Source organism: Paraliomyxa miuraensis, from assembly GCF_026337845.1.
Taxonomy (GTDB): Bacteria; Myxococcota_A; Polyangia; order Nannocystales; family Nannocystaceae; genus Paraliomyxa; species Paraliomyxa miuraensis.
Window position 1 is genome coordinate 47252 of record NZ_JAOVZF010000148.1, and the last position, 22986, is coordinate 70237.

The 22986-nt window shown below is 68.7% G+C and carries 17 protein-coding genes; 14 read left to right on the forward strand and 3 right to left on the reverse strand.

Translation table 11 applies throughout. The annotated features are described in order from the left end of the window. Nucleotides 1–20: 20 nt before the first annotated feature. The 7 genes from OEB96_RS14825 (at nt 21) to OEB96_RS14855 (ending at nt 8632) form a co-directional block, all read left to right on the forward strand. Complete coding sequence (locus OEB96_RS14825; RefSeq protein ID WP_266216438.1) at nt 21–503, forward strand: PAAR domain-containing protein; 483 nt, start codon at nt 21–23, stop codon at nt 501–503. After that, nucleotides 503–2098 (forward strand): hypothetical protein, encoded by a 1596-nt coding sequence (locus OEB96_RS14830; RefSeq protein ID WP_266216440.1) that lies wholly within the window; start codon nt 503–505, stop codon nt 2096–2098. The genes OEB96_RS14825 and OEB96_RS14830 overlap by 1 nt, the downstream gene beginning before the upstream one ends. Nucleotides 2099–2207: 109 nt before the next feature. Then, nucleotides 2208–3719 carry a hypothetical protein gene (locus tag OEB96_RS14835; protein WP_266216442.1) on the forward strand — a complete coding sequence of 504 codons (1512 nt, stop codon included), beginning with the start codon at nt 2208–2210 and terminating at the stop codon, nt 3717–3719. A gap of 230 nt (nt 3720–3949) precedes the next feature. Further along, nucleotides 3950–5512: a hypothetical protein gene (locus OEB96_RS14840; RefSeq protein WP_266216444.1), complete on the forward strand. Its 1563-nt coding sequence runs from the start codon at nt 3950–3952 to the stop codon at nt 5510–5512. A 301-nt stretch (nt 5513–5813) separates the two neighbouring features. Further along, complete coding sequence (locus OEB96_RS14845) at nt 5814–6722, forward strand: PDZ domain-containing protein (protein WP_266216446.1); 909 nt, start codon at nt 5814–5816, stop codon at nt 6720–6722. Then, the gene (locus OEB96_RS14850) at nt 6719–7171 is read left to right on the forward strand and encodes a hypothetical protein (RefSeq protein ID WP_266216448.1); all 453 of its coding nucleotides are present in this window, start codon (nt 6719–6721) and stop codon (nt 7169–7171) included. Before OEB96_RS14845 ends, OEB96_RS14850 begins: the two co-directional genes overlap by 4 nt. Before the next feature lie 102 nt (nt 7172–7273). Continuing rightward, on the forward strand, nt 7274–8632 hold the full coding sequence (locus OEB96_RS14855) for a lamin tail domain-containing protein (protein WP_266216450.1): 1359 nt from the start codon (nt 7274–7276) through the stop codon (nt 8630–8632). Between the two features lie 118 nt (nt 8633–8750). Here the strand turns inward: OEB96_RS14855 and OEB96_RS14860 are convergent, their stop codons facing one another. The 3 genes from OEB96_RS14860 to OEB96_RS14870 are packed head-to-tail and all read right to left on the reverse strand — an operon-like array spanning nt 8751 to nt 13600. After that, the gene (locus tag OEB96_RS14860) at nt 8751–11612 is read right to left on the reverse strand and encodes an ATP-binding protein (RefSeq protein WP_266216452.1); all 2862 of its coding nucleotides are present in this window, start codon (nt 11610–11612) and stop codon (nt 8751–8753) included. Nucleotides 11613–11634: 22 nt separating this feature from the next. Beyond that, nucleotides 11635–13335: an acyl-CoA carboxylase subunit beta gene (locus OEB96_RS14865; RefSeq protein ID WP_266216453.1), complete on the reverse strand. Its 1701-nt coding sequence runs from the start codon at nt 13333–13335 to the stop codon at nt 11635–11637. A gap of 31 nt (nt 13336–13366) precedes the next feature. Next, entirely contained in the window at nt 13367–13600 is a 234-nt protein-coding gene (locus OEB96_RS14870; RefSeq protein WP_266216454.1) for a GMC oxidoreductase, read from the reverse strand. Between the two features lie 200 nt (nt 13601–13800). Between OEB96_RS14870 and OEB96_RS14875 the strand changes: the two genes are divergently transcribed. From OEB96_RS14875 to OEB96_RS14905, 7 genes are all read left to right on the forward strand, one after another. Then, on the forward strand, nt 13801–14817 hold the full coding sequence (locus tag OEB96_RS14875) for a LamG domain-containing protein (RefSeq protein ID WP_266216455.1): 1017 nt from the start codon (nt 13801–13803) through the stop codon (nt 14815–14817). 175 nt (nt 14818–14992) lie between these two features. Further along, nucleotides 14993–16111, forward strand: coding sequence for a fatty acid desaturase family protein (locus tag OEB96_RS14880; RefSeq protein WP_266216456.1), 1119 nt, complete (start codon nt 14993–14995; stop codon nt 16109–16111). Between the two features lie 95 nt (nt 16112–16206). Further along, a complete protein-coding gene (locus OEB96_RS14885; protein ID WP_266216457.1) occupies nt 16207–16620 on the forward strand; it encodes a VOC family protein in 414 nt (137 codons plus the stop codon). Beyond that, nucleotides 16607–17287 (forward strand): helix-turn-helix transcriptional regulator, encoded by a 681-nt coding sequence (locus OEB96_RS14890; protein WP_266216458.1) that lies wholly within the window; start codon nt 16607–16609, stop codon nt 17285–17287. Before OEB96_RS14885 ends, OEB96_RS14890 begins: the two co-directional genes overlap by 14 nt. Nucleotides 17288–17611: 324 nt before the next feature. Beyond that, the gene (locus OEB96_RS14895; RefSeq protein WP_266216459.1) at nt 17612–21061 is read left to right on the forward strand and encodes a response regulator; all 3450 of its coding nucleotides are present in this window, start codon (nt 17612–17614) and stop codon (nt 21059–21061) included. Then, nucleotides 21058–21882, forward strand: a complete 825-nt coding sequence (locus tag OEB96_RS14900) for a CheR family methyltransferase (RefSeq protein ID WP_266216460.1) — start codon at nt 21058–21060, stop codon at nt 21880–21882. The genes OEB96_RS14895 and OEB96_RS14900 overlap by 4 nt, the downstream gene beginning before the upstream one ends. Continuing rightward, nucleotides 21879–22979: a hybrid sensor histidine kinase/response regulator gene (locus tag OEB96_RS14905; protein WP_266216461.1), complete on the forward strand. Its 1101-nt coding sequence runs from the start codon at nt 21879–21881 to the stop codon at nt 22977–22979. Before OEB96_RS14900 ends, OEB96_RS14905 begins: the two co-directional genes overlap by 4 nt. The last annotated feature ends 7 nt before the right edge of the window (nt 22980–22986 follow it).

A 22986-nucleotide genomic window follows, 5' to 3' on the forward strand; every position in this document is an offset into this window, starting at 1 on the left:
GCAGCTGCTGTCCGCACTCCGTGTCGGGACCCGCGACCGAGGGCTCGGCCGACGTGCTGGTCAACGGGCGGGGCGCCATCCGGGTGGGCGATCGAGGCACGCACTCCACGTGCTGCGGGCCCAACACCTGGAAGGCGATCCAGGGCGCGGGCTCGGTGCTGGTCAACGGCAAGCCGCTCACCCGCGGTGGCGACGGCACCGAGCACTGCGGCGGCCGAGGCTCGCTCATCGCGGGCAGCGGCGACGTGATCGTGGGCGAGTACGCCGACTCGGGCCAGACCGGCCTGGGGGGCAACCGCCTGCGCGTGGGGCTGCTCGACGGCCACGGGCGCTGGATCCCCGGGATCTCGTTCGAGGTCCGCGGGCCCACCACCGTCTCGGGCGTCACCGAGGAGCGCCCCGTGGTGTTCCGCGACCTGCCGCCCGGCAAGTACGAGATCCACTACGACCTCGCGCGGCGTCTGCTGCCCCACGGCACGCCCAGAGAGAAGGACGCAGGCTGATGGCCAGCGGAGATCGCAACGTCGTCCTCACCCAGCTTGGAACCCAGGGCACCAGCGAGGTGCTCGCCTACGCGGCCAAGACCCCGATCATCGTGTGCGCAACCGATGATCCCCTGCGTGGGGTGCCGGGGGGCATGTCCCAGCGCACCGACATGCTCGATCCCCAGCACGAGGCGATCATCGCCGATGCGCGCAAGCTCTGGGGCTGGCCCGTGTTTCCCGGCCTCGTCTACCACACGCCCGTGGAGCACGGCCCCGACGAGTACGCCCCCCAGTTCATCACGATGATCGAGGCCAGCCCCGCGGCCAGCTCGCTCCACGACCTCCAGATCCAGTTCATGCCGCGCGACGACGGGGTGACGCCGCAGCTCAAGATGGTCCAGGTGTGCACCACCAAGGTGAAGCACCAGGGCGTGTTCGAGGGAGCCACCAACGCCAACGACACCTACGGCGACCACGTGGTCGTGATGAGCACCGAGGCCTGCACGGTGCAGACGGTGTGCCCCAAGGACCAGTGGTGGGACACCGACGAGCTCCTCAAGGTGTGCCTGCGCCCCACCCTCAAGGCCAAGATCGGCAGCGAGGAGTACCCCACCGCCGACGACCTGGCGGCGGGGCACGATGCGTTCACCAAGCAGTTCCAGGAGGCGTTCCCCCAGGCGCACGCAAACGCGGTGGCGAGGTCCGGTGACCGAAGCGTCGAGTTCATCGGCATCGACGGCCGCTGGACGTCGGGACCGCCGATCTCCATGGTGCGCTACCGGATCGGCCAGAACTACCGCACGGGGATGAGCCGAGCCTCGCGGGACATCACCGCCTCGGGCTACCTGCAGCGCCACGGCCACGCTCAGCGCTACATCGACATCGTGGAGCTCTACGGCAACCACGAGGGGGGCTGGTACGCGCTCCAGACCTACGATGGCCCCAAGGCCTCGTTCGGGTGGGCGCAGCTCACCTTCGGTCCCAACCCCTCCAGGGGCACGACGATCACCGAGGGCTACGGCAAGAACTTCTTGTCGTTCCTCTACGCCCGCTACGCCGACTGCTTCCATCGGCTGTTCGGCGCGTATGGCTTTCGCGTGTCCTATGCAGACGCCGCAGAGCGCGACGCCTGGACGAGCGACGAGTCCATGGCTCCGCGGTACTCGGCCTCCACCTACGCCAAGACGTTCATCTGGCGTCTGCCGTGCTGCTGGCGGTGGGGCACGAACGCGCTGCCCACCAGCAACGTCTACACCCCGCCCGTCGAGCTCAAGCTCACGCGCGTCCAGACGGCCTCGGTCGGCTTTGCGGGGCTGCTGGCCCAGGCGATCATCGACCCCACCTTCGAGCGGGCGATGGCGCAGTGGATCGTGGGCATGATCGATCTCGCCGCATCGCAGGCCGGCAGCAACCCCACCAAGGCGGCCGTGGTGAGGCGCCTGTTCCTGGCCATCCGCGGCACCGCCCTCGAGAACGAGCTGGGGTCGGGCTTCTACGGTGGTGAGATCAATCGAGCCATTCAGTCGCCGCTGGGCGCCCAGCCGTGGAACGGACCGGCCTCGACCGCGCCGCTGGCCGTCCCTCGCCCCGTGCCCCGTCCAACCCGACCATAGAGCCCCCGCGCATGGCCCCGTGGCTCCAGGGAGGCCGCATGCCGGGCGACTCCGGGGTGGCTCGGGAGCCCGGCCTGGGGCCCGATGCTATCTTTCCCGCTCCGAGCCCGTGAACCGCCGTCGACGCCACAGCCTGGCCTTCCTGGCCTCCCTGCTCGGGCACACGATCACGGTGGGCGGCTTCGCCACCGGGTTCACCTTTCGGTGCGCGCCCGACATCGAGATGCCGGACATCGACATCGAATTCACCGAGATCGAGCTGCTCGATCCCGATGCGATCCAGGGCGAGGAGGAGACGCCCCCGCCCGAGCCCCCCCCGACCGAGCCCGAAGCAACCCCGCCCCCGCCGACTCCCGACGATCCGACCAGCGTGGAGGAGAAGCCCGAGCCGCCGCCCGAGCCCGAGCCCGAGCCGGAGCCCGAGAAGCCCAAGTTCGCCACCAAGGCCTCCAAGGCCGACGAACTCGCGCCGCCCCAGAGCACCTTCCACATGCTCCTGGTGCCCAAGAAGATCCGCACGCTGCCGTTCTCGCAGGAGGTGCTCGACATCATGGCGCCCCTGCCCGACTTCGAGCTGCTCATCGACAAGGGTCGCTTCGACGCGCTGCGGGACTTCGACCACATCGTCGTGGCCAGCCCCGACATCCGCGACTGGACCCAGACCTTCCTCGCCGTCGACTACAAGCTCCCCCAGGAGGAGGTGCAGCGCGCGATCGAGCGTGCGGTGGCGGCCAACGGCGAGGTGATCGAGTGGGTCGACGACGGGGGCCCGCTGCGCGGCAATCCCCGCCCCACCAACCCCGAGGAGAAGGACGCCGACAACCGCTGGTTCGTGTTCCTCGAGGGCAAGGTCGCGATCTACGTGCGCGACGAGTTCCTGCCGAGCATCCTGGCCGGACCCGCCGACGACGACCGCAAGACCGCCGGCAACTTCGTGGCCAACCTGGCCAAGATGCGCCGCTTCGCCGCGCGCCAGCCCGAGGCCGGCTTGCAGCTGGTGTTCAAGGGCCTGCGTCGCAACCTCAAGCGCAAGCCCCAGGTCGGCGGCAAGCCGCTGCCGTTCGAGCTCCCCGACGACTTCGAGCTCTCGGCCTCGGCCGCCGAGGAGCCCGAGGTCGTGATCCGCATGGAGTTCACCAGCGTGGTGGAGGCCAAGGCGTTCGCCCAGTGGTGGAACGACGAGGTGCTGCTCGAGGCGCTCCCCTTCGGCATTCGGATGATGGTCTCCGGGATCTACCGCCAGTTCGTGCCCGAGCGCAGCGGCGCCAAGATCATCCTGCGGGGGACGCTGGATACGGATCAGACCCTGATGCTCATGTCGATGATTGCCGACGGCGCGAGCAAGATCGCCCGCAAGACCCCCGAGGAGCTCGCCGAGATGAAGCGCCGCCGCATCGAGGCGCTCGAGGCTCGCAAGGGCGGAAAGCTCCCGCCGTCGGCCCTCGATCCCACGCTCGACGAGCCCGATGAGCCCGCGCCCACCGAGTCCACCGCGCCCACCGAGCCCCCCGAGCCCGTCCGAGCCCCCGCTGGGCCCCCCGACGAGCCCTCCCCTACGCCCGCCGAAGACCCCGCCGGTCCCGCCGATGCCCCACGAAAACCCAACAAAACTCCCACCTAGTGGCCCCAGGGCGTGGGCGAGCGCGGGTCAATTGCGGAACCGCGCGGCACCGGTTAGGCATAGCAGGGCGTTACGACGGCGGGGGGTGGTCGTTCGCACGAGCGGAGCTCACACGGCCCCAGGATCGGGACCTCGCATCGGCCTCGCGCCAGCTCGGGGTCCAACCCGAAGGGGCCAACCCGAGACCTGAACCCGAGACCCTGAACCGACAAGAAGCCAGGTAACTCAGCATGGAAGACAACAAGGACTCGACGCACGGGAGCTCGGAGAGCTCGGGTCTTGCCGATCTCCTCGAGGCCGCCGAGAAGCTCGTCAACGAGGACGGCGACGACGGCGGCTTCGGTGGCGACGATGATCTCGACAGCGTGGGCCCGAGCAAGGGTGCCGCGGCTGCGCTGGTCGGAGGGGACGAGCCCGTCGCCGCCGCAACGGCTCCGGCCCCGCCCAAGCCACCACCCAAGGAGATCAAGGCCAAGGCCGCTCCACCACCGCCGCCGCCGCCCAAGCCCAAGGTCGTGTCGGCTCCCGTGCCCGCGGCCACGGCCGATGATCCCGAGGCCGAGCTCGCCAAGATCCAGGCCGAGCTCGCCAAGGCCGAAGCGGCGGCCAAGCTCGCCGAGGCTCAGGCCAAGCTCGCCGAGGCCCAGGCCAAGCTCGTCGAGGCCGAGGCCAAGAAGCGTGCCGCGACCGGAGCCCAGCTGGTCGTCGACGGCAAGGCGGAAGACGAGGATCCGCTCGACGCCCTGCTCAAGCCGCCCTCGAAGGAGGAAGAGAAGGCCCAGCGCGAGGTCGATCGAGCCAAGGCAGCCGCGGCTGCCGTCGACGATCCGCTCGGTGCTCTGCTCGCCCCGCCCGACGACGACGACGAGGAAGAGGGAGGTGCCGTCGTCGTGGCCCCGCTGGCGTCTGCCTCGGTGAGCGCGTCGGCGCCCGCCGAGTCGCGCTCGGGCAAGGCGGCCGCCGCCTCGACGGCCGGCGCCGCGAAGGTGACCGCGGCCGCTGCACCGCAGGAGGAAAAGGGTCCCAACAAGGGTCTGCTCGCCTTCGTGGCCGTGCTCCTGATCGGCGGCGGCATCGTGTTCTGGATGATGCAGAACCAGAACACCGAGCCCAAGCCCGAGGTCGTCGAGGCCAAGGTGCCCGTCGAGCCGGCCAAGCCCGAGCCCGAGCCCGAACCGGAGCCCGAGCCCGAGCCCGAGCCCGTCGTGGTCGACGGCAGCAGCACGGGCGATGCCACCGGCACCGGCACGGGCAGCGGCACCGGTGACGCCACCACCGGTGGAGAGGGCGACGAGGACGACGACTTTGGCGGCAGCCGCACGGTCGCGCGCGTCAAGAAGGCCGGCAGCGGCAAGAAGAAGGACGACTCGGCCCCGTACGCCAACTACGACGACGACTCCAAGGGAGCCGATCCGTTCGACGCCGGCAAGGCCGACTGCGTGTTCAACCCCAACGACCCCCGCTGCGTGGGCAAGAAGTCCGGCGGCTCGTCGCTCATGGACCTCGACGCCACCCTGCCCGACAAGCTCAGCGAGTCTGCGATCCGCAAGGCGCTGTCCAAGTCGAAGAACAAGGCCAAGAACAACTGCGGGTCTGCGCATGGGGCCCAGTCGGGCGAGATCGTGCGCGTCAAGCTCTCGATCGAGGGCGACAGCGGCAAGGTGATCGAGGCCGAGCCGCTCGCGCCGCACAACAACGCACTCGGCGACTGCGTGGCCGATGCGCTCAAGGACGCCACGTTCCCGCGGTTCACCAGCCCGCAGCAGGGGACGACCTTTCCAGTTACCTTCTAGGCCCCCCGCAACCGGCTCGGGCTGGCCGACGGCGAGCTTGCCCCCCTGAAAGGGGGGGCTTGGTTGGTGGTGGTTCCTACGCTTGGGGTGGGGCGGTTTGCGACCGGCTCGGGCTGGCCGACGGCGAGCTTGCGCCGAAGGAACGTCGTCTATTCTCCCGTGTCCCCGGTGGTCTTCGCGCTCCTCACGTTCGCTTGTTCCCCAGGGCCCCGCGTGCAACGCTGCCCCAATGCACTCGCCACCAAGGCCCTACCGCTGGTGGCTCCTCCTCGGCGGCGCTCTGCTCGGCGTCGCTGCGGCCATGCTCGCACCCGCCACCACCGGCTGCGTCTACCACGACACCTGTATCAAGGTGACCTCGCCAGGCCATGACTGGTGTCGCAACCTGGTGTTCGCCGAGCAGTGGCCCATCGGCAGCAGCTTCGATGAGGCCGTGCCGATCCTCCGGCCCGACGGTGGTGTGCCCCGGGGGTGTCGCTGTTACAACGATGCCGAGACCCAGATCTTCGAGGACAAGGCTCCGGCGTGTAGGTTCGAGGCATTCCTCGACGAGCTCGAGCTCGCTGCCAGGCAAGAGTGCCAGTCGCTCGTCATGCCGGGCTACGACCACAACTGCTGGACTTCCGTAGGCATGCAGGCATCGATTGCCGAGACCCACTTTCCGGACGGCGTGGGTACATGCATTGGCAACTGCGAATACGGAGGACCTCCCATCGGTGGCTCGTGCCCCGACCCCAACCCCTACGAGTGCGCAACGGGGGGCGGTAGCGACGGTGGATGTGCCTCGGAAGGAGGCGACGAAACCAGTGCGAGCGATTCGGGCCTCGACGACACCGGCAGTGACACGTCAGGCGGCATGCTGCTCGACATCGATGCGCTCATCGCCTGCGTGGAATTGGATTGCGAGGTCGACCGAGCCCTTGCGAGACAGCTCTACGTCGACCCCTCACCGTTGCTCGAGCAAGGTACCGTGCTCGTCCATGTCGCCAAGCTCCAACGCCACGTCTTGCAAGGCGTCGAGCCCGACTCGATCGTCCACGCGTTGGGCCTGCGCAGTGGAGACCGGCTCGAGTCGGTGAACGGCATCGTCATCCGCGATCTCGACTCGGCCCTGCACGCCTACGTGCAGCTCGGCGATGCAACCACCCTCGAGGTACGCATCAAGCGAGGATCCCAATGGCTGGACTTCACGTACACGCTCGTACCGTGAGCCTGGTCGCGCTGGCCTTCGCCCTCGTGATCGGCAGCTGCACGTGCTCCGACCGCCCTCTCGGTGATCCCCCCGCGGATCGAGTCGAACCGGCGTGCCTGTGGCTCATCAGCCCCTACGCGGAGCTCGCGGATGGTGGCACCCACCTCATCTACGACGAGCCCCATCACCGGTCGGGCACCGTCTGCCTCTGCCTCACCCAGGATGAGTTCGACGGCCTCGGCGATCGCTACGAGCGTGTGGGCTGGCCCGAGGAGGGCACCCTGCTCGAGGAGTACAACGAGCTCGCCTACGAGGAGTGCAAGCGACTGTCCGCCCTCATCGAAGACGTCGTCGACGACGAGTGCCTCGAGTACTACGAGGCGGGCGACTGGCTCGACGACATCTACTTCGCCCGCGGTGACTGGGCCATCGGCGCGCCCCCTGGCTTCACGTGCGACGACCCCTAGTCGATCGTTCGGGCTCGCCGCCATTCAGGGCGGGATCCTCGGCCGTTGGCAGGTGCTAGACCGTCACTGGGCGAGGGCGTGCCTCGGCACCCGAGTGCGGTCATGGTGGACGTGTACGAGCGCCTCTGGAATGCGGACGAGAACGGCTGCCGCGTGTCCGCACGCGCTGCCAGCGGGGAGTGGCTCGACCCCGCCGCGGACGTCCTGCTCGACGTGCAGCGCCGCGCCCATGGACGCCGCGACATCGACCTCTCGACCAGGCCGCTGTTCGCGAAGGTCGAGGACGCCAAGCTCGCGCTCCCGACCTACGCCGCATTCATCGCGCTGCTCGACAACTACGTGGCCAACGCACGCGAGCCGGAGCACGAGTCGCCCGGGGAGCGTCGGGAGATCGATGCCTTCCTCGACGCCGTGTGCAACACGCAGGTCGCCGCGGTCGCGCGCGCGCACATCAACGACGAGCTCGGCGAGACGTTGACCGAGCAGCAGTTCCGGACCGTGCTCGATCGACTCTGGTTCGTCGACTACACCAACCACTACGGCGGACGATCCGTCGAGTTCGCCTCGGGCTTCGAGCACGTCTTCGTGGGCGAGGGCATGTTCGACGCCCGTGTTGGCGGCCGCGCCCTCGGCGAGGTCAGCGGCTACCACTCGTGGATCAAGTTCGCGCTCGACGAGCGGGCCGGTAGAGTCGACTACTTGGGGATGAGGTTCGATCTACGCGGAGGCGATCAGCCCGAGCACCCCGACGTGGTGACGCTGCAGATGCTCTGGTACTTGAGCGACATCCACGGTCGCGTGATCGCACAGCTGTTCAAGAAGAAGGGCGGCTTCCTCGTGGGCCCGTCCCCCGAGCTCGAGCTGGTCAGCGGCGCCGTGGCCTACTACGAGAGCATCCACGGCCGATTTCCCCGGGACCGGAGGGAAACCACGATCCGGGGCAGCCGCTACGAGCTCGTGCTCTACCGCAACATCACGCTCCAGAACACGCGAGGCGAGCACATCCGCTCGTTCTACCCAACGTACCTCGGACACGAGAACAGGGAGCCTGCCGTGGGTCGCACCGAGATCGTGACGATCCCCGCGGGGGGCCTCCGGGGCGGGGCCGTGTCGATCGTTCGCGCAGGGCCCAATCCCCGGGGTGGAGATCGCGGCGAAGAATGGGTCGAGCTGCGCAACGACACCGCGGATCCCATCGACCTCGCCGGCTGGCGGCTGGGCGATCGCATGCATCGGACCGAGGCGCTCGAGGGGACGCTCGCCCCCGGCGCCATCGCTCGGGTGGTGCTGCCCGGGGGCGAGGACGGCATGCAGCTCGGCAACCGGGGCGGAGTCATCGCGCTCTACGATCCATCCACCCTCGTTGCCGCGGTCCGGTACGGTCGCACGGACGAAGAGGAGATCGTGCGGTTCGATGACGACGCGGACCCGGAAGAGTTCGCCGCGCTCGGGGCCGGATGACCCGTCCGCCGCCCCTGGCTGCTCGGGTGAGCAGCCATCGCCGATGTCCTGGAATCCGTGGATCTCTGCACCCACGCTCGGCGGCTCGACGAGCCGATACGATACGAGCCTCCGCCCCCTACCCCTTCAATGTCGCCAGGAACCGATCGGTATACACCCTCCGCCGCCTCGCGAGCTCTTCCTGCGTCTCGATCTCGATCCTCTCGTCCGGTGTCACCCTGAAGATCGTCTGCCCCTTGCCGATGATCACGCCGTCGGTCTCGACCAGGACCTCGTCGATCGTGCCCGAGAACGGTGCATACACCTTGTTGAACATCTTCATGACCTCGATGATGTACAGCGGGTCGCCCTTCTCGAAGTGATCGCCGGCCCCGACGAATGGTTCCATGCCCGGTGCCTCGCGCGGATAGAACATGCCGCCCGAGGGCGCGAGCAGCTCGTCCGAGCGCGCCGCGGGCGGAGGCACCAGCACCTTGGCCATCTCGTCCTGCAGCGTCTTCTCTGCGAGCCTGGCGGGGATCTCGATCGACAGATCCGCGCTCACCTCGAGCTCGAAGAAGCCGGTCCGGTCCGCAATGTACGGCAGGAGGTCGAGCAGCTCGGTGCCGAGCCGATAGCCGGCGTGCGCGGATCTTGCCGCGACGAACTCGGCGTCGGTCAGGCCCGCCGGCGCCTCGCGGCCCGAGAGCACGGCGACGATCTCCTGATGGCTGGTGGTCTTCAGCCGGTCTTCCAGCGCGCCGTAGAAGGCCAGCGCCGCTTGCAGCACGTCGTCGTCATGTCGCCAGATGATGGAGGCCGGCGCCGCCGTCTCGCGGAACTGCATGTTCAGGAAGTCGTAGGTGTCGGCCAGCACCTTCATCGGGTTCTCGAGCCACGTGACCTTGCCGTCCCGAACATCGAAGTGCTTGCGATGGCGTGACAGCCACCCCGCCATCACGTGCGGGCGCTCGAACAGGCGCTCGATCGGACGCGTCAGCAAGCTGCGCTTGCGATCGAGCGCATTGGCCGTGGCCCTCGACAGCCCCTCGTCGTCGCCCGCGGCGGCCACGTGACCGTGGCGGATCCGACCGAAGGCATGTCCCACGTCGACCTGCCTGGCCTGCTCCCTCAGCAAGCCCACGGCGGTGACGTAGGGCACCACGAAGCGCGTGGTCGGACGCGCCTGGATCCCGTGGCCGATGAACCAGTGGACGAGGCCATAGTGGAAGTCGAGGTTGGTCTGCAGGTCGTCGCCGCGCAACACGGAGTGGCGCAGCACCTCGGCCATGCGCCGATAGGTCTCGAGACGATCACCACCCACCGTCAGCAGCAGCGCGATGTTGCTGTCGTAGGCACCCGCCAGGCGATAGCGCATGAACGCATCGGTGTCCGGGTTGTGCATGCTGATGCCCTGGTCGTCGCGGATCTCGCCCTCCAGCGCACTCGACCACTTGGTGACGACGCCCCCCGCGTGCGGCTGCAACGCCTGATTGGTCGCGTTCATGCGCACCTCGACCGAGGCCCCGTTGCGCACGAAGCGGGTCGGCTGCGGCAGGCACTCGCCGTGGCGCGCCAGCAGCACCATCAGCTCGACCAGCGACTGGACGACGAAGGAATCGCCCGCATCGGCGGGGTTGGTGAACCTCAGACCATAGCAGAGCTCGGTGACCCGGTGCTCCACCTGGATCCGCGTGTTCATCTCCATGAAGTAGTGGCGATCGCGATCGACGATGCACTCGAAGGTCGAGACCGAGTCCAGACCCACCGCCTTGCCGAAGCGCGCGGCCTCTTCTTCCATCTTGCGCAGCGTGTCGATCTCCCGCTCGAGGATCCTCGCTTCCTTCGCCCTGCCGGCAGCCCGCGCCTCCGCCACGGCGCGCTCGAGCTCTTCGTGGATCACGGAGATCTCGAGCAGCTTCTGCTCGTGCATCTGCAGCGAGCAATCACGGCCTCCCATCGTGATGCACCACTCGCCATTGCCGACGACCTGGATCTCCAAGTGGCGAGTGGTCTCGATGTTGAGCTCGATCAGGATGTTCTTGTTGTCGCCCACCCCGGTGGCCTTGACCTCGCTGAGGATCTCGCGAACGAGGCCTGGCACGACGGCGGCCGCCTTCTCGATGCGCTCGCGCTCGCTGCCCTCGTGGGCGGTCGGCGCCTCCATGATGCGCTGGCCCTTGCCACCGCCGCCGCCGATCGCCTTGAGGCGGAAGCGGCTCCGCGGCGACTGCTCGAGCAGGCGGATCGCCCCCAGTCGCAGCTGCTCTGCGAGCTCCTCGATGCTGTAGAGATCGATGCCCCTGGCATACGACGCGGCCAGCACGGCATCGGCCTTGTCCTCGAGCGAGATCCCACCGTCATCGAGGTCGATGGCGACCTCCAGGCCTTCCCTGGCGACCAACGCCTTCAGCGCGGCGACATCCGGGTACCTCGCCAGCAGGGTCAGCGCGGTACCATTGTCGATTCCGGGCGTCGTCGACACGTTCACCGCCAGCGCCGTGCGCTTGGCTTCGTCCTTGAGGCCGGCCCGGTGAACCGTCTTGGAGCAGGGGCCGATGAAGCGCAGGCCCGCCCGCTCCATGGAGCCGACCATCTCCTCGTCCTCGGCCATGAAGCCGTAGCCGGCGAAGATCGAGTCGTAGCCATCGTCCTTGGCGATGCGGATGATCTGCTCGATGCGCCGGCGACGCTCTTCCTTCGTCGCCCCCGTGTAGTCGGGCACGCGGTGCACCCGCGAAGGATCGGTCAGCTTGCGCAGCTCCGGCGCGAGCGCGTTGCCGTAGGTGATGGAATCCTTCTCGGACAGCAGGATGCCGTAGCCGGCGATGCCCATCTCGTCGAACACGTCCATGGCCTCCTTGCGGATCGGGCCACGGCAGATGATGAGCGGCTTCATGTCCTCGACCCGGAAGCTGCGCACCCACGCGCTCGACGACAGCCCCAGGCGACGGTCCTCGTGGATCAGGGGGTTGCTCGAGTAGTGGTCATCGTTGGACATGCTGCCTGGCCCGAATGCCGCTCTAGTGGAACTCGCGCTGCACTCCAGACATGGGCTCCGGCGTGTAGTGCTCGAGGTGGAACCGCATGTTGTGGGCCAGCACCTTCCGCAGATCGGACGGCATGACGATCTGCGAGATCGACCCCAGGCTCAGGGCTTCGTTCGGATTCATCAGCTCGCGCTCGTAGCGCTGCGCCAGCGATGCCTCCGCCTGCTCGAGCCAGCCACGGACGGAGGCCTGCGCGGCCTCCCTCGCCTCGCGCTCGGTCAGACCGTCACGCACGAACGCCTCGCGCGCCGCGGCGACCCGCGGCTCGACCGCGCCGCGTAGCGCACGCAGCTCGTCCTTGTAGACGAACTCGACACCGGCCGGACCCATCACCGCCACGCGCGTGGTCGGCAGCGCGATGACGAAGTCGGCCCCGGTCGCATAGTTGTTGTACGAGGCATAGGCGCCGCCGAAGGCATTGCGGATCAGCACCAGGAAGCGTGGCGTACGCAGATCGATGATGGCATCGAGCATCGCGCGACCGGCCTGGACGATCCCACGGCTCTCCTGCTCGCGGCCCGGCAGGAAGCCGGTCGTGTCCTCCATGAAGATCATCGGGACGTTGTACAGGTTGCAGAAGCGAATGAAGCGCGCGTTCTTCAGCGCTGCATCGACATCGATCTGCCCCGACGCCACGGCCGAATTGTTGGCCACGAACCCGACCACGCTGCCGCCCAGGCGGCCCCACGCGCAGATCGTGTTGCGCGCCCGACCGGGCTGGAACTCGAGGTAGTCGCCGTGATCGACCAGCTGCTGAATGATGATGCCGCTGTCGAACGGCGTGTTGAAGCCGGTGGGCGAGTCGAAGGCCTTCCGCAGCAGGATGTCGACGCCCCAGGTCTCGCGATCGACCGGGTCGGACGTGGGGCGGAACGGCGCGAGCTCGGCGTGGTGGTCGGGCAGGTAGTCCAGCAGCTCGGTGACCTTGTGCAGCGCCGCGACCTCGTCATCCACCACGAAGTCGCTGACCCCCGACTGCGAGTGCACCCCCGGGCCGCCCAGCGCGTCGGGTGTCACGTCTTCACCGAGCACCGACTTGACGACACCGGCACCGGTGAGGCCGAAGAAGGTGTCGTTGGGCTGGATCATGAAGCTGCCCTGACGCGGCAGGTAGGATCCACCGCCCGCGTTGTAGCCGAACATGCACATGATCGAGGGCACGACGCCGCTGAGCTTGCGCAGCGCCGTGAATGCCTCGGCGTAGCCATCGAGGCCGCCGACCCCCGCGGGGACGTACGCGCCCGCCGAGTCGTTCAGGCCAACCACCGGAATGCGACGCTTGGCGGCCAGCTCGAACAGGCGCGCCAGCTTCTTGCCGTTGGTCGCGTCCATGGAGCCGGCTCGCACGGTGAAGTCGTGGCCATAGAGCGCGACGTGACGACCGCGGATCTCGATGATGGCCGTCACCAGCGACGCGCCGTCCAGGTTGGGGCCCCAGTTCTGGAACAGGATCGTGGGCGGCTCGTCGCTCAGAACGCGAATCCGCTCCCAGATCGTCATGCGATGCTTGTGGTGCTGACGCTCGACGTTCACCACGCTCGCCGCCTCGTTCGGGCGCCGCATCAGCTCGTGTCCGGCCTTCAGCGTGGCCTCGTAGAGGCCCGCGAGCTCCACGTGTTCGTCCTCCCCAAAGGGATTCACCAGCGAGGGAACGACCTTGGTGTTCGTCGTCATGGCGGCGGCACTCTCGTTGTTCGTCGCAAGCTCAGCGCGTGGCCAAGATCGCCCGAGCGGTGCGACGGGCCAGGGCCATGCACGTCCACATCGGGTTCGCGCCGACGGCAGTGGGGAACGCCGAGGTGTCCCCGATGAAGACGCCGCGGGCATCGTGGAGCTGGCCCAGGGGATCGGCCACCGAGGTCTTGGGGTCGCGGCCCATCCGCGCGGAGCCCATCTGGTGCGCGCAGAACGGCACCCGGCCGCCGCGCCCGAGCGGCACGTCGCGGGCCTTGGCCGCGGCTCGCTCGACGTCGTCTCCGCGCCTCGCACAGCGCCTGGAGGCCGCGTCGCTGCCTCGGGGTGAAGGGCGAGGAGGGATTGGCTCGAGTCATCGAGGGCGGAGCCCGCGGGTCATCCTACGACACTTACTTGTCGCCAACAAGTATTATGAGACCATCCACTGCCTGATACACTCGCCGCATGCGGTGGTGGCTCGGTACGGCACTCGGCACCGCCGCCGTGCTTGCGTGCAACTCGAGTGCGTTCACCTGCGCCGACGATTCCGAGTGCTCGGGCGGGGTCTGCCAGCCCACGGGTGCATGCAGCTTCCCCGATGATTCCTGCCCCTCGGGTCAGCGGTACGGTGAGCACGCCGCCGGTGATCTGGCCGGGACGTGCGTCGAGGTCGAGCAGACCGAGGGCACCATGTCGAGCACGTCGAGCACCTCGAGCCCGTCGACGGCCGGTGCCTCGACCCTGATGCTCGACGACGACTCCAGCGGCCCGCTCACCTCGACCACGGAGGGAGGGACGACGACCAGCGAGTCCTCGTCCACCGGTGAGCCCGTCGATCCCGATCTACTGCTTTGGTTTCGCTTCGAGGACCTGTCGGAGCGCGGCACGATCGACTCGGCCCATGGGTTTCAGGCCACGTGCGAGGACACCGAGTGCCCGGTCGCCGCGATGAGCCTGTTTGGGCAGGGAGCGCTCTTCGACGGCCAAGACGACGGCTTGAGCGTCCCCTTCGACCCGCTCTTCGAGGTGTCGGAGGCCTTCACCATCGCCGCGTGGATCCGCGTGGACGGAGTGCCCGGCCCGGACATCCGCATGATCTTCGGGCACCCGTTCGGCCCGGACACGTCCAACGCCTGGCTCCTCTCCGTTCGCCCCCTCTTCATGGGCTGGGGCGGCGGCATGACGATGAGCTCCGATGGTGAGCTCCACGTGGTCGTCACCCCCATGGCGTCTTCGCTCGGGGCGTGGACCCACGTGGCGGGCACCTACGACGGCTCCGAGATGACCCTGTTCGTCAATGGACAGCCGGTGGCCTCGGGCGTTGCGCCTCCTCCCGTCTTCGACGCGGGACACCCGATCACGATCGGACGCGACATCAACGCGAACCAACCGGCCGGGTTCTTCCACGGGGTGATCGACGAGGTGCGGCTGTACTCCCGGGCGCTGGATCAGGAAGAGCTCGCCGCGCTCGCAGCCGGGTGACCGGCGTGTGCCCCTTCGCACGCGCGCAATCGTCGCTTTGTCTTGGTTCGGTCGCCGTCGGGCGGGCTCGGTCACCGCTTGGTCCCCCTTTGTCCCCCTTTGTCATAGAACCGTCGCAGCGCTCCCGAGCCGTTGCCCGGTCCCCGTGCTGGTGTCCTACTGGCCCCGGCCCGACATGCGAGACGCACGAATCAGCTTCGTTCCCCGCAGCGCCTTCCATCGGCAGCTCGTCGCCCGCGTCGACGACCACTTCGAGCGCACCGGGCTGCCTCGCGACGGTGGCAGCGCGATCGTACGCAAGACGCTGGTGCTGCTCGCGACCCTCGGAGCCGGCTACTTCGCGCTCTTGCTGGGCGACCTCGGCTGGCCGGGGCTGGTCGTCGCAGCGTTGGTGGCGGGCATCGCCGTCGCCGGCCTGGGCATGGCGGTCATGCACGACGGCAGCCACGGTGCCTATGCATCGAGCGCTCGCGGCAACCTGCTCGCGGCCCGCGTGCTCGACTTCCTCGGCTGCAGCTCCTACGTCTGGAAGGTCAAGCACGTCCACGTGCACCACACCTATCCGAACATCGAGGGCGCCGACGACGACATCGCCCTCGAGCCGCTGGCCCGGTTCGCGCCGGGACAGCCCCACCACGCCGCCCACCGCTTCCAGCACCTCTACATGTTCTTCCTGTACGGGTTCGTGATCATGAAGTGGTGGATCATCGACGACTTCAAGCAGCTCGCTCGCGGCCGGATCGGCCGCCAGCCGCTGGCCGCTCCGCGGGGCGAGGAAGCCGCGGTGTTCTGGTCGTTCAAGATCATCCACGGGATCTGGGCGGTGCTGATCCCCGGGCTCGTGGTGGGCTGGCTGCCGACCCTGGCCTTCTACGTGATCTCGCAGTACACGGCCGGACTCATCCTGTCGCTCGTGTTCCAGCTCGCGCACTCCGTCGAGGAGGCCGAGTTCCTCGACCCCGAGGCCTCGGACGGCAAGCTCGAGCTGGACTTCGCGCGGCTGCAGCTGGCGACCACCGTCGACTTCGCTCCCCGTAGCCGCTGGCTCAGCTGGTACGTGGGCGGGCTGAACTTCCAGGCCATCCACCACCTGTTCCCCCGCGTCAGCCACGTGCACTATCCCGCGCTCGCGCCGATCGTCTCGCAGGTCTGCGCCGAGCACGGCGTGGAGTACAAGGTGAGGGACTCGGCCCTCTCGCTGCTGCGCTCGCACTACCGCTGGCTGCGGCGAATGGGTCGCAAGCCCGAGACGACCCCCGAGGATCAGGCGCTGCCGCTGCCCCGGGCAGCCTGATGCTCGGGCAGGCACCTCTGCTGACACCGCGCTGACAGGAGCCCCGCGGCCCCCTGACACGATGCTGTCAGGAGCCCCGCGCTAGCTTGCGCGGCATGAATCCGAACAAGCTCATCCCCCTCGTGGTCACCGACGATCTCACCGCCACCAAGGCGTTCTACGCCCAGCGTGCGGGGTTCGAGGTCAGCATCGACATGGACCAGTACCTCCAGGTCCGCTGGGGTCGCGACGCCGAAGGCCCCGAGCTGGCCTTCATGACGCCGCAGCCGGCCGGCGCGCCCATGGAGGGCCCGGAGCGCTTCGCCGGCAAGGGGCTCATCATCAGCATCCCCACCCAGGACGCCGATGCCACCCACGCGGCTCTGCGAGCGCGCGGTGCACAGCCCCGCTCGTACCCCGCCGACAAGCCCTGGGGCTGGCGTAGCTTCACCGTGGCCGACCCCAACGGAGTCGTCTTGGACTTCTTCCACGTGATCGACCAAAGTGCCGCCGCGGATGCGACGGGCTGACCGACTGTTCCAGATCGTCCAGATCCTCCAGCACCGCCGCGTCACCACGGCGGCGAGGATCGCCGAGCGGCTGCAGGTCTCGGAGCGAACCGTCTATCGGGACATCCGCGACCTCAGCCTCTCGGGCGTTCCCATCGAGGGCGAGGCCGGCGTGGGCTATCGCCTCGGCAAGGACTTCGAACTCCCTCCGCTGATGTTCACCGTCGACGAAATCCAGGCCCTCGTGCTGGGCGCACGCATGGTCGAGAGCTGGGGCGACGCCCAGCTCCAGCAGGCCGCCCTCAGCGTGCTCGAGAAGGTCGAGGCGGCCCTCCCCCACAGCGAGCGACCGCGCGTCCACAGCACGGCCCTGTTCTCGCTCGCGTTCCACGTGCCGCCCGAGGTTCGCACCCGCCTCGGCCAGCTCCGCCACGCCATCGCCGACCAGCACCACGTGTCGCTGCACTACCGCGACCGCCAGGGCGAGCTCACCACGCGCAGCGTTCGCCCCCTGGGCCTCTACTTCTGGGGCAGCACCTGGACGCTGGGGGCGTACTGCGAGCTGCGCGAGGACTTCCGCAGCTTTCGCCTCGATCGCATCGAGGACTCGAACGTGCTCGACACGACCTTCGAGCTGCAACCGCCGATCACCCTGGCCGACTACGTGCGCTCGGTGGCGGGCGATTGACCCGACTCGGCTCGACGACGCCGCACCAAGTCCACGCGCTCACGACACGACCGATCAACACTCGTTCACTGCATCGTCGGGGAATCACACGTCGGCGAGAACCCGAGACGAGCCGCGAGTCCGCCGCCGTAGGGCTTGCATCGACGACCTGGCGCGCTTGCGCATCGAGTCACTGCGGGCTAGCCTGCCGACTCGTCGTCACAACACGCGGTTTCCGTCGGGCCGCAGCGGCCCTTTCCTCGTTCGCCTTCGCAGTGCCCTCGCCTCGCCAACGACGGCACGCTCGGCGTGGCTCGTCGGTGAGGGCAACACGAGAGCGAGCCGATGAGCCACCGCATCGACAACGATCCTCCCCGCTTCCCCCAGGCGCACCGGCCGGGCAAGGGGCTCCGTGCGTCGCTGCCCCCCAAGTCCCTCGCGGGCTTCGCCGCGGCCATCCTCGCCGTCGTCGGGATCGCCCTCATCTCGCAAGAGACCCTGCACAATCGGACCGAGGGGGCCGAGCGGATGGCCCACACGCTCGAGGTCTCGATGACGCTCGAGTCGCTGCTGTCCACGATCACCGAGGCCGAGACGGGCCAGCGTGGCTACTTGCTGGCCGGTGACGGGCGCTACCTCGAGCCCTACGACGCTGCGGTCGTGGCCCTGCCCCGAGAACTCGAGCAGGCGCGCCGGGCTCTGGCACGACAGCCAGCACAGCTCGAGCGGCTCGAGGCGGCGGCCCAGCTCGCCGCCCAGCGCATGGACCGGCTCGCACGCGGGATCGAGCTCTCCCGATCCGGTCATCAACAAGACGCGCTGGCCATGATCCGCACCCACCAGGGCCGCGAGCTCATGAAGGGCCTGCGCAAGCAGCTCGCGGAGATCCGAGAGACCGAGCGCTCGCGACTGGGGCTCCACACACGGCAGTGGCGCGATGCGACCTGGTGGTCGTCGGTGGTGGTCCTCGGGGGCGCGACCATGTTGCTGTGCCTCATCGGGACCGCGGCGCTGCTGTCGTCCAGGGACTTCCGCCAGCAGCGGGTCGAGGCCTGGATCCGCACCGGACAGACCAGGCTCGCGCAGCAGATGCAGGGCGAGCACGACGTGACGCGGCTGGCCGACAAGATCGTCGCCTTCCTCGCGCACCACCTGCAGGCGCAGGTGGGCGCGGTGTACTTTGCCGACCGCGATCAGCTGCGGCTCGTGGGTGGCTACGGGCTGTCGAAGGCGGCCGCGGCCAGGACGCCCGTGGGCCTCACGCGGCAGGCCTTCGAGCACGAGTCGGTGCTGCACGTCACCAACGTGCCCGAGGGCTACTTCTTGGTCTCCTCGGGCCTGGGAAGCAGCGCGCCCGGCCACCTGCTGCTCGTGCCGACCTACGCCGACGGCAGGAACAACGCCGTCGTGGAGCTCGGGTTCTTCCACCCGATCGAGCCCCACGACATCGAGCTGCTGCGACGCAGCGCCGAGCCGATCGGGATCGCGCTGCGCTCGGCCAAGCTGCGCACCGAGCTCGAGGACCTGCTCGAAGAAACCCAGCGCCAGGCCCACGAACTGCAGACCCAGCAAGAGGAGCTGCGGGTCACCAACGAGGAGCTCGAGCAGCAGAGTCGGGCCCTACAGACCTCGCAGCAGCGGCTGCAGGGCCAGCAGACCGAGCTCGAGCACGTCAATGCCCAGCTCGAGCAGCAGACCCAGGCGCTCGAGAAGCAGCGTGACGGGCTCGTGCGGGCTCGGGCCGAGGCGCAGCGCGCCAGCACCTACAAGTCCGAGTTCCTGGCCAACATGTCCCACGAGCTGCGCACGCCGCTCAACAGCTCGCTCATCCTGGCCAAGCTCCTCATCGACAATCGCGAGGGCAACCTGACCCCCGAGCAGATCAAGTTCGCGCAGACGATCCAGTCGGCGGGCAACGACCTGCTGAACCTCATCAACGACATCCTCGATCTGTCGCGCATCGAGGCCGGCAAGCTCGACGTGCGCCCCGTGGAGGTCTCCCCCAGGCGCCAGGTCGACGAGCTCGCGCACACGCTGCGCCCGCTCGCCCAGGACAGGCAGCTCGAGCTCGAGGTCTCGGTCGCATCGGGCACCCCGCAGACCATCCATACCGACCCCACGCGGCTCCAGCAGATCCTCAGGAACCTGCTGTCCAACGCGATCAAGTTCACCGAGAGCGGCGGGGTCTCGCTGCACGTACATCCGCTCGGCCACGATCGGGTCGCGTTCGAAGTGCGCGACACCGGCATCGGCATCCCGGCCGAGCAGCACGAGCTCGTCTTCGAGGCGTTCCGGCAGGCCAACGGCAACAGCACCCGCCAGTACGGCGGCACCGGCCTCGGGCTGTCGATCTCTCGCGACCTCGCCCGGCTGCTCGGCGGAGACATCGAGCTCGACAGCGCCCCCGGGCGAGGCAGCACGTTCACGCTGGTCATCCCGGTGCGTCATGGGCCGACGCAGGCCAACGCGACGCCCCCGAGCCCTGCGGCCGCCGTGAGGGCGCAATCGCGGCCGCCCCCCACGAGCCCGCGGCCGCCGCCGAGCACGAGCCGAGCCACCACCCCCACGGACGCATCGAGCGCGGTGGCGGCGGTCGACGACCGCAGCCGCGTCTCCCCGAAGTCCCGCTCGATCCTCGTGATCGAGGACGACCCCGAGTTCGCCACCATCGTCGCCGACCTGGCCCGCGAGCTCGACTTCATGGTCCTCGTGGCCCACACCGCCGAGGAAGGGCTCAGCCTGGCTGCGCAGCACCGGCCGAGCGCGATCGTGCTCGACCTGCTGCTGCCCGATCGCTCGGGGCTCACGGTGCTCGACGCGCTCAAGCGCGACTCGGCCACGCGCCACATCCCCGTGCACATCGTCTCGGCCACCGACTCCATCCAGCCAGCGCTCGAGATGGGCGCGACCGGCTACGCCGTCAAGCCGATCGCGCGAGCACAGCTCGCGGCGGCGCTCGAGCGCCTCGAGGCCAAGATCTCGCAGAAGCTCCGGCGCGTGCTCGTGGTGGAGGACGACGACGTTCACCGCGACAGCATCTGCCGTCTGCTCGACGCCGACGACGTCCAGACGGTGGCCGTGGGCACGGCCCACGAGGCGCTCGAGCGCCTCGGATCCACCACCTTCGACTGCATGGTGCTCGACCTGTCGCTGCCCGACCGCAGCGGCCTGCAGCTGCTCGAGGAGATGTCGCGAGAGGAGCAGTACGCGTTCCCGCCGGTCATCGTCTACACCGGCCGCTCGATGTCGCGGCAGGAGGAACAGCAGCTGCGGAGGTTCTCGAGCTCGATCATCATCAAGGGCGCGCGCTCCCCCGAGCGGCTGCTCGACGAGGTCACGCTGTTCCTCCACCAGGTGGAGACCGAGCTGCCTCCGGATCGCCAGCGAATGCTGCGCGACGTTCGCCACCGCGACCGGGTGTTCGAGGACCGGCGCGTGCTGGTGGTGGAGGACGACGTCCGCAACGTGTTCGCGCTCACCAGCGTGCTCGAGCCCACCGGCGCCACCGTCGAGATCGCACGCAACGGCCGCGAGGCGCTCGAGCACCTCGCCGCCAACCCCGGGGTCGACCTCGTGCTGATGGACGTCATGATGCCCGAGATGGACGGACTGCAGGCGACCCGAGAGATCCGCAGGCAGCCAGAGCTCGCCAAGCTCCCGATCATCGCGCTCACGGCCAAGGCGATGGCCGACGATCGCAAGAGCTGCCTCGCTGCGGGCGCCAACGACTACATCGCCAAGCCCCTCGACGTGGACAAGCTCCTGTCGCTCGCTCGCGTATGGATGCCCAAGTGACGACGCACGGCGACACCGGCATCGAGCTCCAGCTGCTGCTCGAGGCGATCTTCCACGAGTACCACTACGACTTTCGCTGCTACTCGGAGGTCTCGCTGCGGCGGCGGGTGAGGGCGGCGCTCGTCCACTTCGGGTGCGGCACGATCTCGCGGCTGCAGGAGCGCTTGCTGCACGAGCCGGAGGTGTTCCCGGTGCTGCTGCGCTACCTCACCGTGCAGGTGAGCGAGATGTTCCGCGATCCTTCGTACTTCCGCTCGATCCGGGAGGTCGTCGTGCCCTACCTGGCAACCTACCCCACCGTCAAGGTGTGGGTGCCGGGGTGCGCGACGGGGGAGGAGGCATACTCGCTCGCGATCGTGCTCGCCGAGGAAGGTTTGCTCGAGCGCACGCTCATCTACGCCACCGACATCCACCCCGACAGCCTGCGGCGCGCCGAGGACGGCGTGTTCGACCTGGGGCGCTTTGCACGGTTCAGCGAGAGCTACCTGCTGGCGGGGGGCAAGGCGTCCCTGTCCGACTACTACATGGCGCGCTACTCGTCGGCGATCATCGACCGCTCGCTCAAGGAGTCGATCCTGTTCTCCGACCACAGCCTCGCCACCGACAGCGCGTTCGCGGAGGTGGAGCTGATCTCGTGCCGCAACGTGCTCATCTACTTCGAGCGCGAACTCCAGGATCGCGCGGTCGGCGTGTTCCTCGACTCGCTGTGCCGCAAGGGGTTCGTGGGCCTGGGCTCCCAGGAGTCGCTCCGATTCTCGCGGCACGCCGCCGCGTTCGCCGAGCTCGTGACCGAGGATCGGATCTACCAGAGGCTGGGATGATGACCGAGACGATCGAACTCCTCGTGGTGGACGACATCGAGGGCAACCTCGTCGCGCTCGAGGCGTTGCTGCGACGCGACGGACTCGAGGTGCTGCTGGCGCGCTCGGGGGCGGAGGCGCTCGAGCTGCTGCTCGTGCACGACGTCGCGCTCGCGTTCATCGACGTACGCATGCCCGACATGGACGGCTTCGAACTCGCCGAGCTGATGCGCAGCACCGAGCGCACGCGGCACGTGCCCATCATCTTCGTCACGGCCGGCTCGCACGACCACCAGCGCGTGTTCGCGGGCTACGAGGCCGGCGCCGTCGATTTCCTGTTCAAGCCGATCGATGCCCACGTGCTCCGCAGCAAGGCCGACGTGTTCCTGGAGCTGCACCGCCAGCGCAAGGCGCTCGCCGAGGTCCTGCGCCTCAACGAGATGTTCGTGGGCACGCTCGGCCACGACCTGCGCAACCCGCTGAGCGCCATGATGACCGGTGCAGAGCTGCTGGTCGGCCGGGCTCGCGACGACCTGGAGCGGCAGACGCTGCGCCGCATGCTCGCGGCCGGGCGCCGCATGACCGGCATGATCGATCAGCTGCTCGATCTCACGCGGGCACGGCTGGCCGGAGGCGTGGGATTCGTGCAGTCGCGCGATCGCCTCGACGTGGCACAGATCATCCGTAGCACGCTCGAGGAGCTGGTGGCGGGACCTTCGGAGCGAGGGCACGTCGCGGTGACGAGCTCCGGGGATTGCACGATCCTCGGCGACCAGCACCGGCTGCACCAGCTGTTCTCCAACCTCATCGCCAACGCGCTCGACCACGGCGCTCTCGATGAGCCGGTGTCGGTGTCGATCGAGGGCGACGAGCGCGAGCTCGTGGTGGAGGTGCACAATCACGGCACGATCCCGCCGGACATGCTGCCCACCGTCTTCGAGCCGTTCCGCCGTCGCCACCAGCGCTCGCCCAAGTCCACGGGGCTCGGGCTGGGGCTGTTCATCTCCGAGCAGATCGCCCGGGCCCACGGCGGCGGGGTGGAGGTGCAGTCGAGCGAGGCGGCGGGAACCCTCTTCACCGTGCGCTTGGCTCGACGCCGCGAGCCCACGCCGGCATGACGCGGCC

Coding starts and splice junctions, on each gene's coding strand:
- OEB96_RS14830 (WP_266216440.1), top strand. CDS start 503: ATGGCCAGCGGAGATCGCAACGTCGTCCTCACCCAGCTTGGAACCCAG.
- OEB96_RS14840 (WP_266216444.1), top strand. CDS start 3,950: ATGGAAGACAACAAGGACTCGACGCACGGGAGCTCGGAGAGCTCGGGT.
- OEB96_RS14845 (WP_266216446.1), top strand. CDS start 5,814: ATGCTCGCACCCGCCACCACCGGCTGCGTCTACCACGACACCTGTATC.
- OEB96_RS14855 (WP_266216450.1), top strand. CDS start 7,274: ATGGTGGACGTGTACGAGCGCCTCTGGAATGCGGACGAGAACGGCTGC.
- OEB96_RS14860 (WP_266216452.1), bottom strand. CDS start 11,612: ATGTCCAACGATGACCACTACTCGAGCAACCCCCTGATCCACGAGGAC.
- OEB96_RS14865 (WP_266216453.1), bottom strand. CDS start 13,335: ATGACGACGAACACCAAGGTCGTTCCCTCGCTGGTGAATCCCTTTGGG.
- OEB96_RS14875 (WP_266216455.1), top strand. CDS start 13,801: ATGCGGTGGTGGCTCGGTACGGCACTCGGCACCGCCGCCGTGCTTGCG.
- OEB96_RS14880 (WP_266216456.1), top strand. CDS start 14,993: ATGCGAGACGCACGAATCAGCTTCGTTCCCCGCAGCGCCTTCCATCGG.
- OEB96_RS14885 (WP_266216457.1), top strand. CDS start 16,207: ATGAATCCGAACAAGCTCATCCCCCTCGTGGTCACCGACGATCTCACC.
- OEB96_RS14890 (WP_266216458.1), top strand. CDS start 16,607: ATGCGACGGGCTGACCGACTGTTCCAGATCGTCCAGATCCTCCAGCAC.
- OEB96_RS14895 (WP_266216459.1), top strand. CDS start 17,612: ATGAGCCACCGCATCGACAACGATCCTCCCCGCTTCCCCCAGGCGCAC.
- OEB96_RS14905 (WP_266216461.1), top strand. CDS start 21,879: ATGATGACCGAGACGATCGAACTCCTCGTGGTGGACGACATCGAGGGC.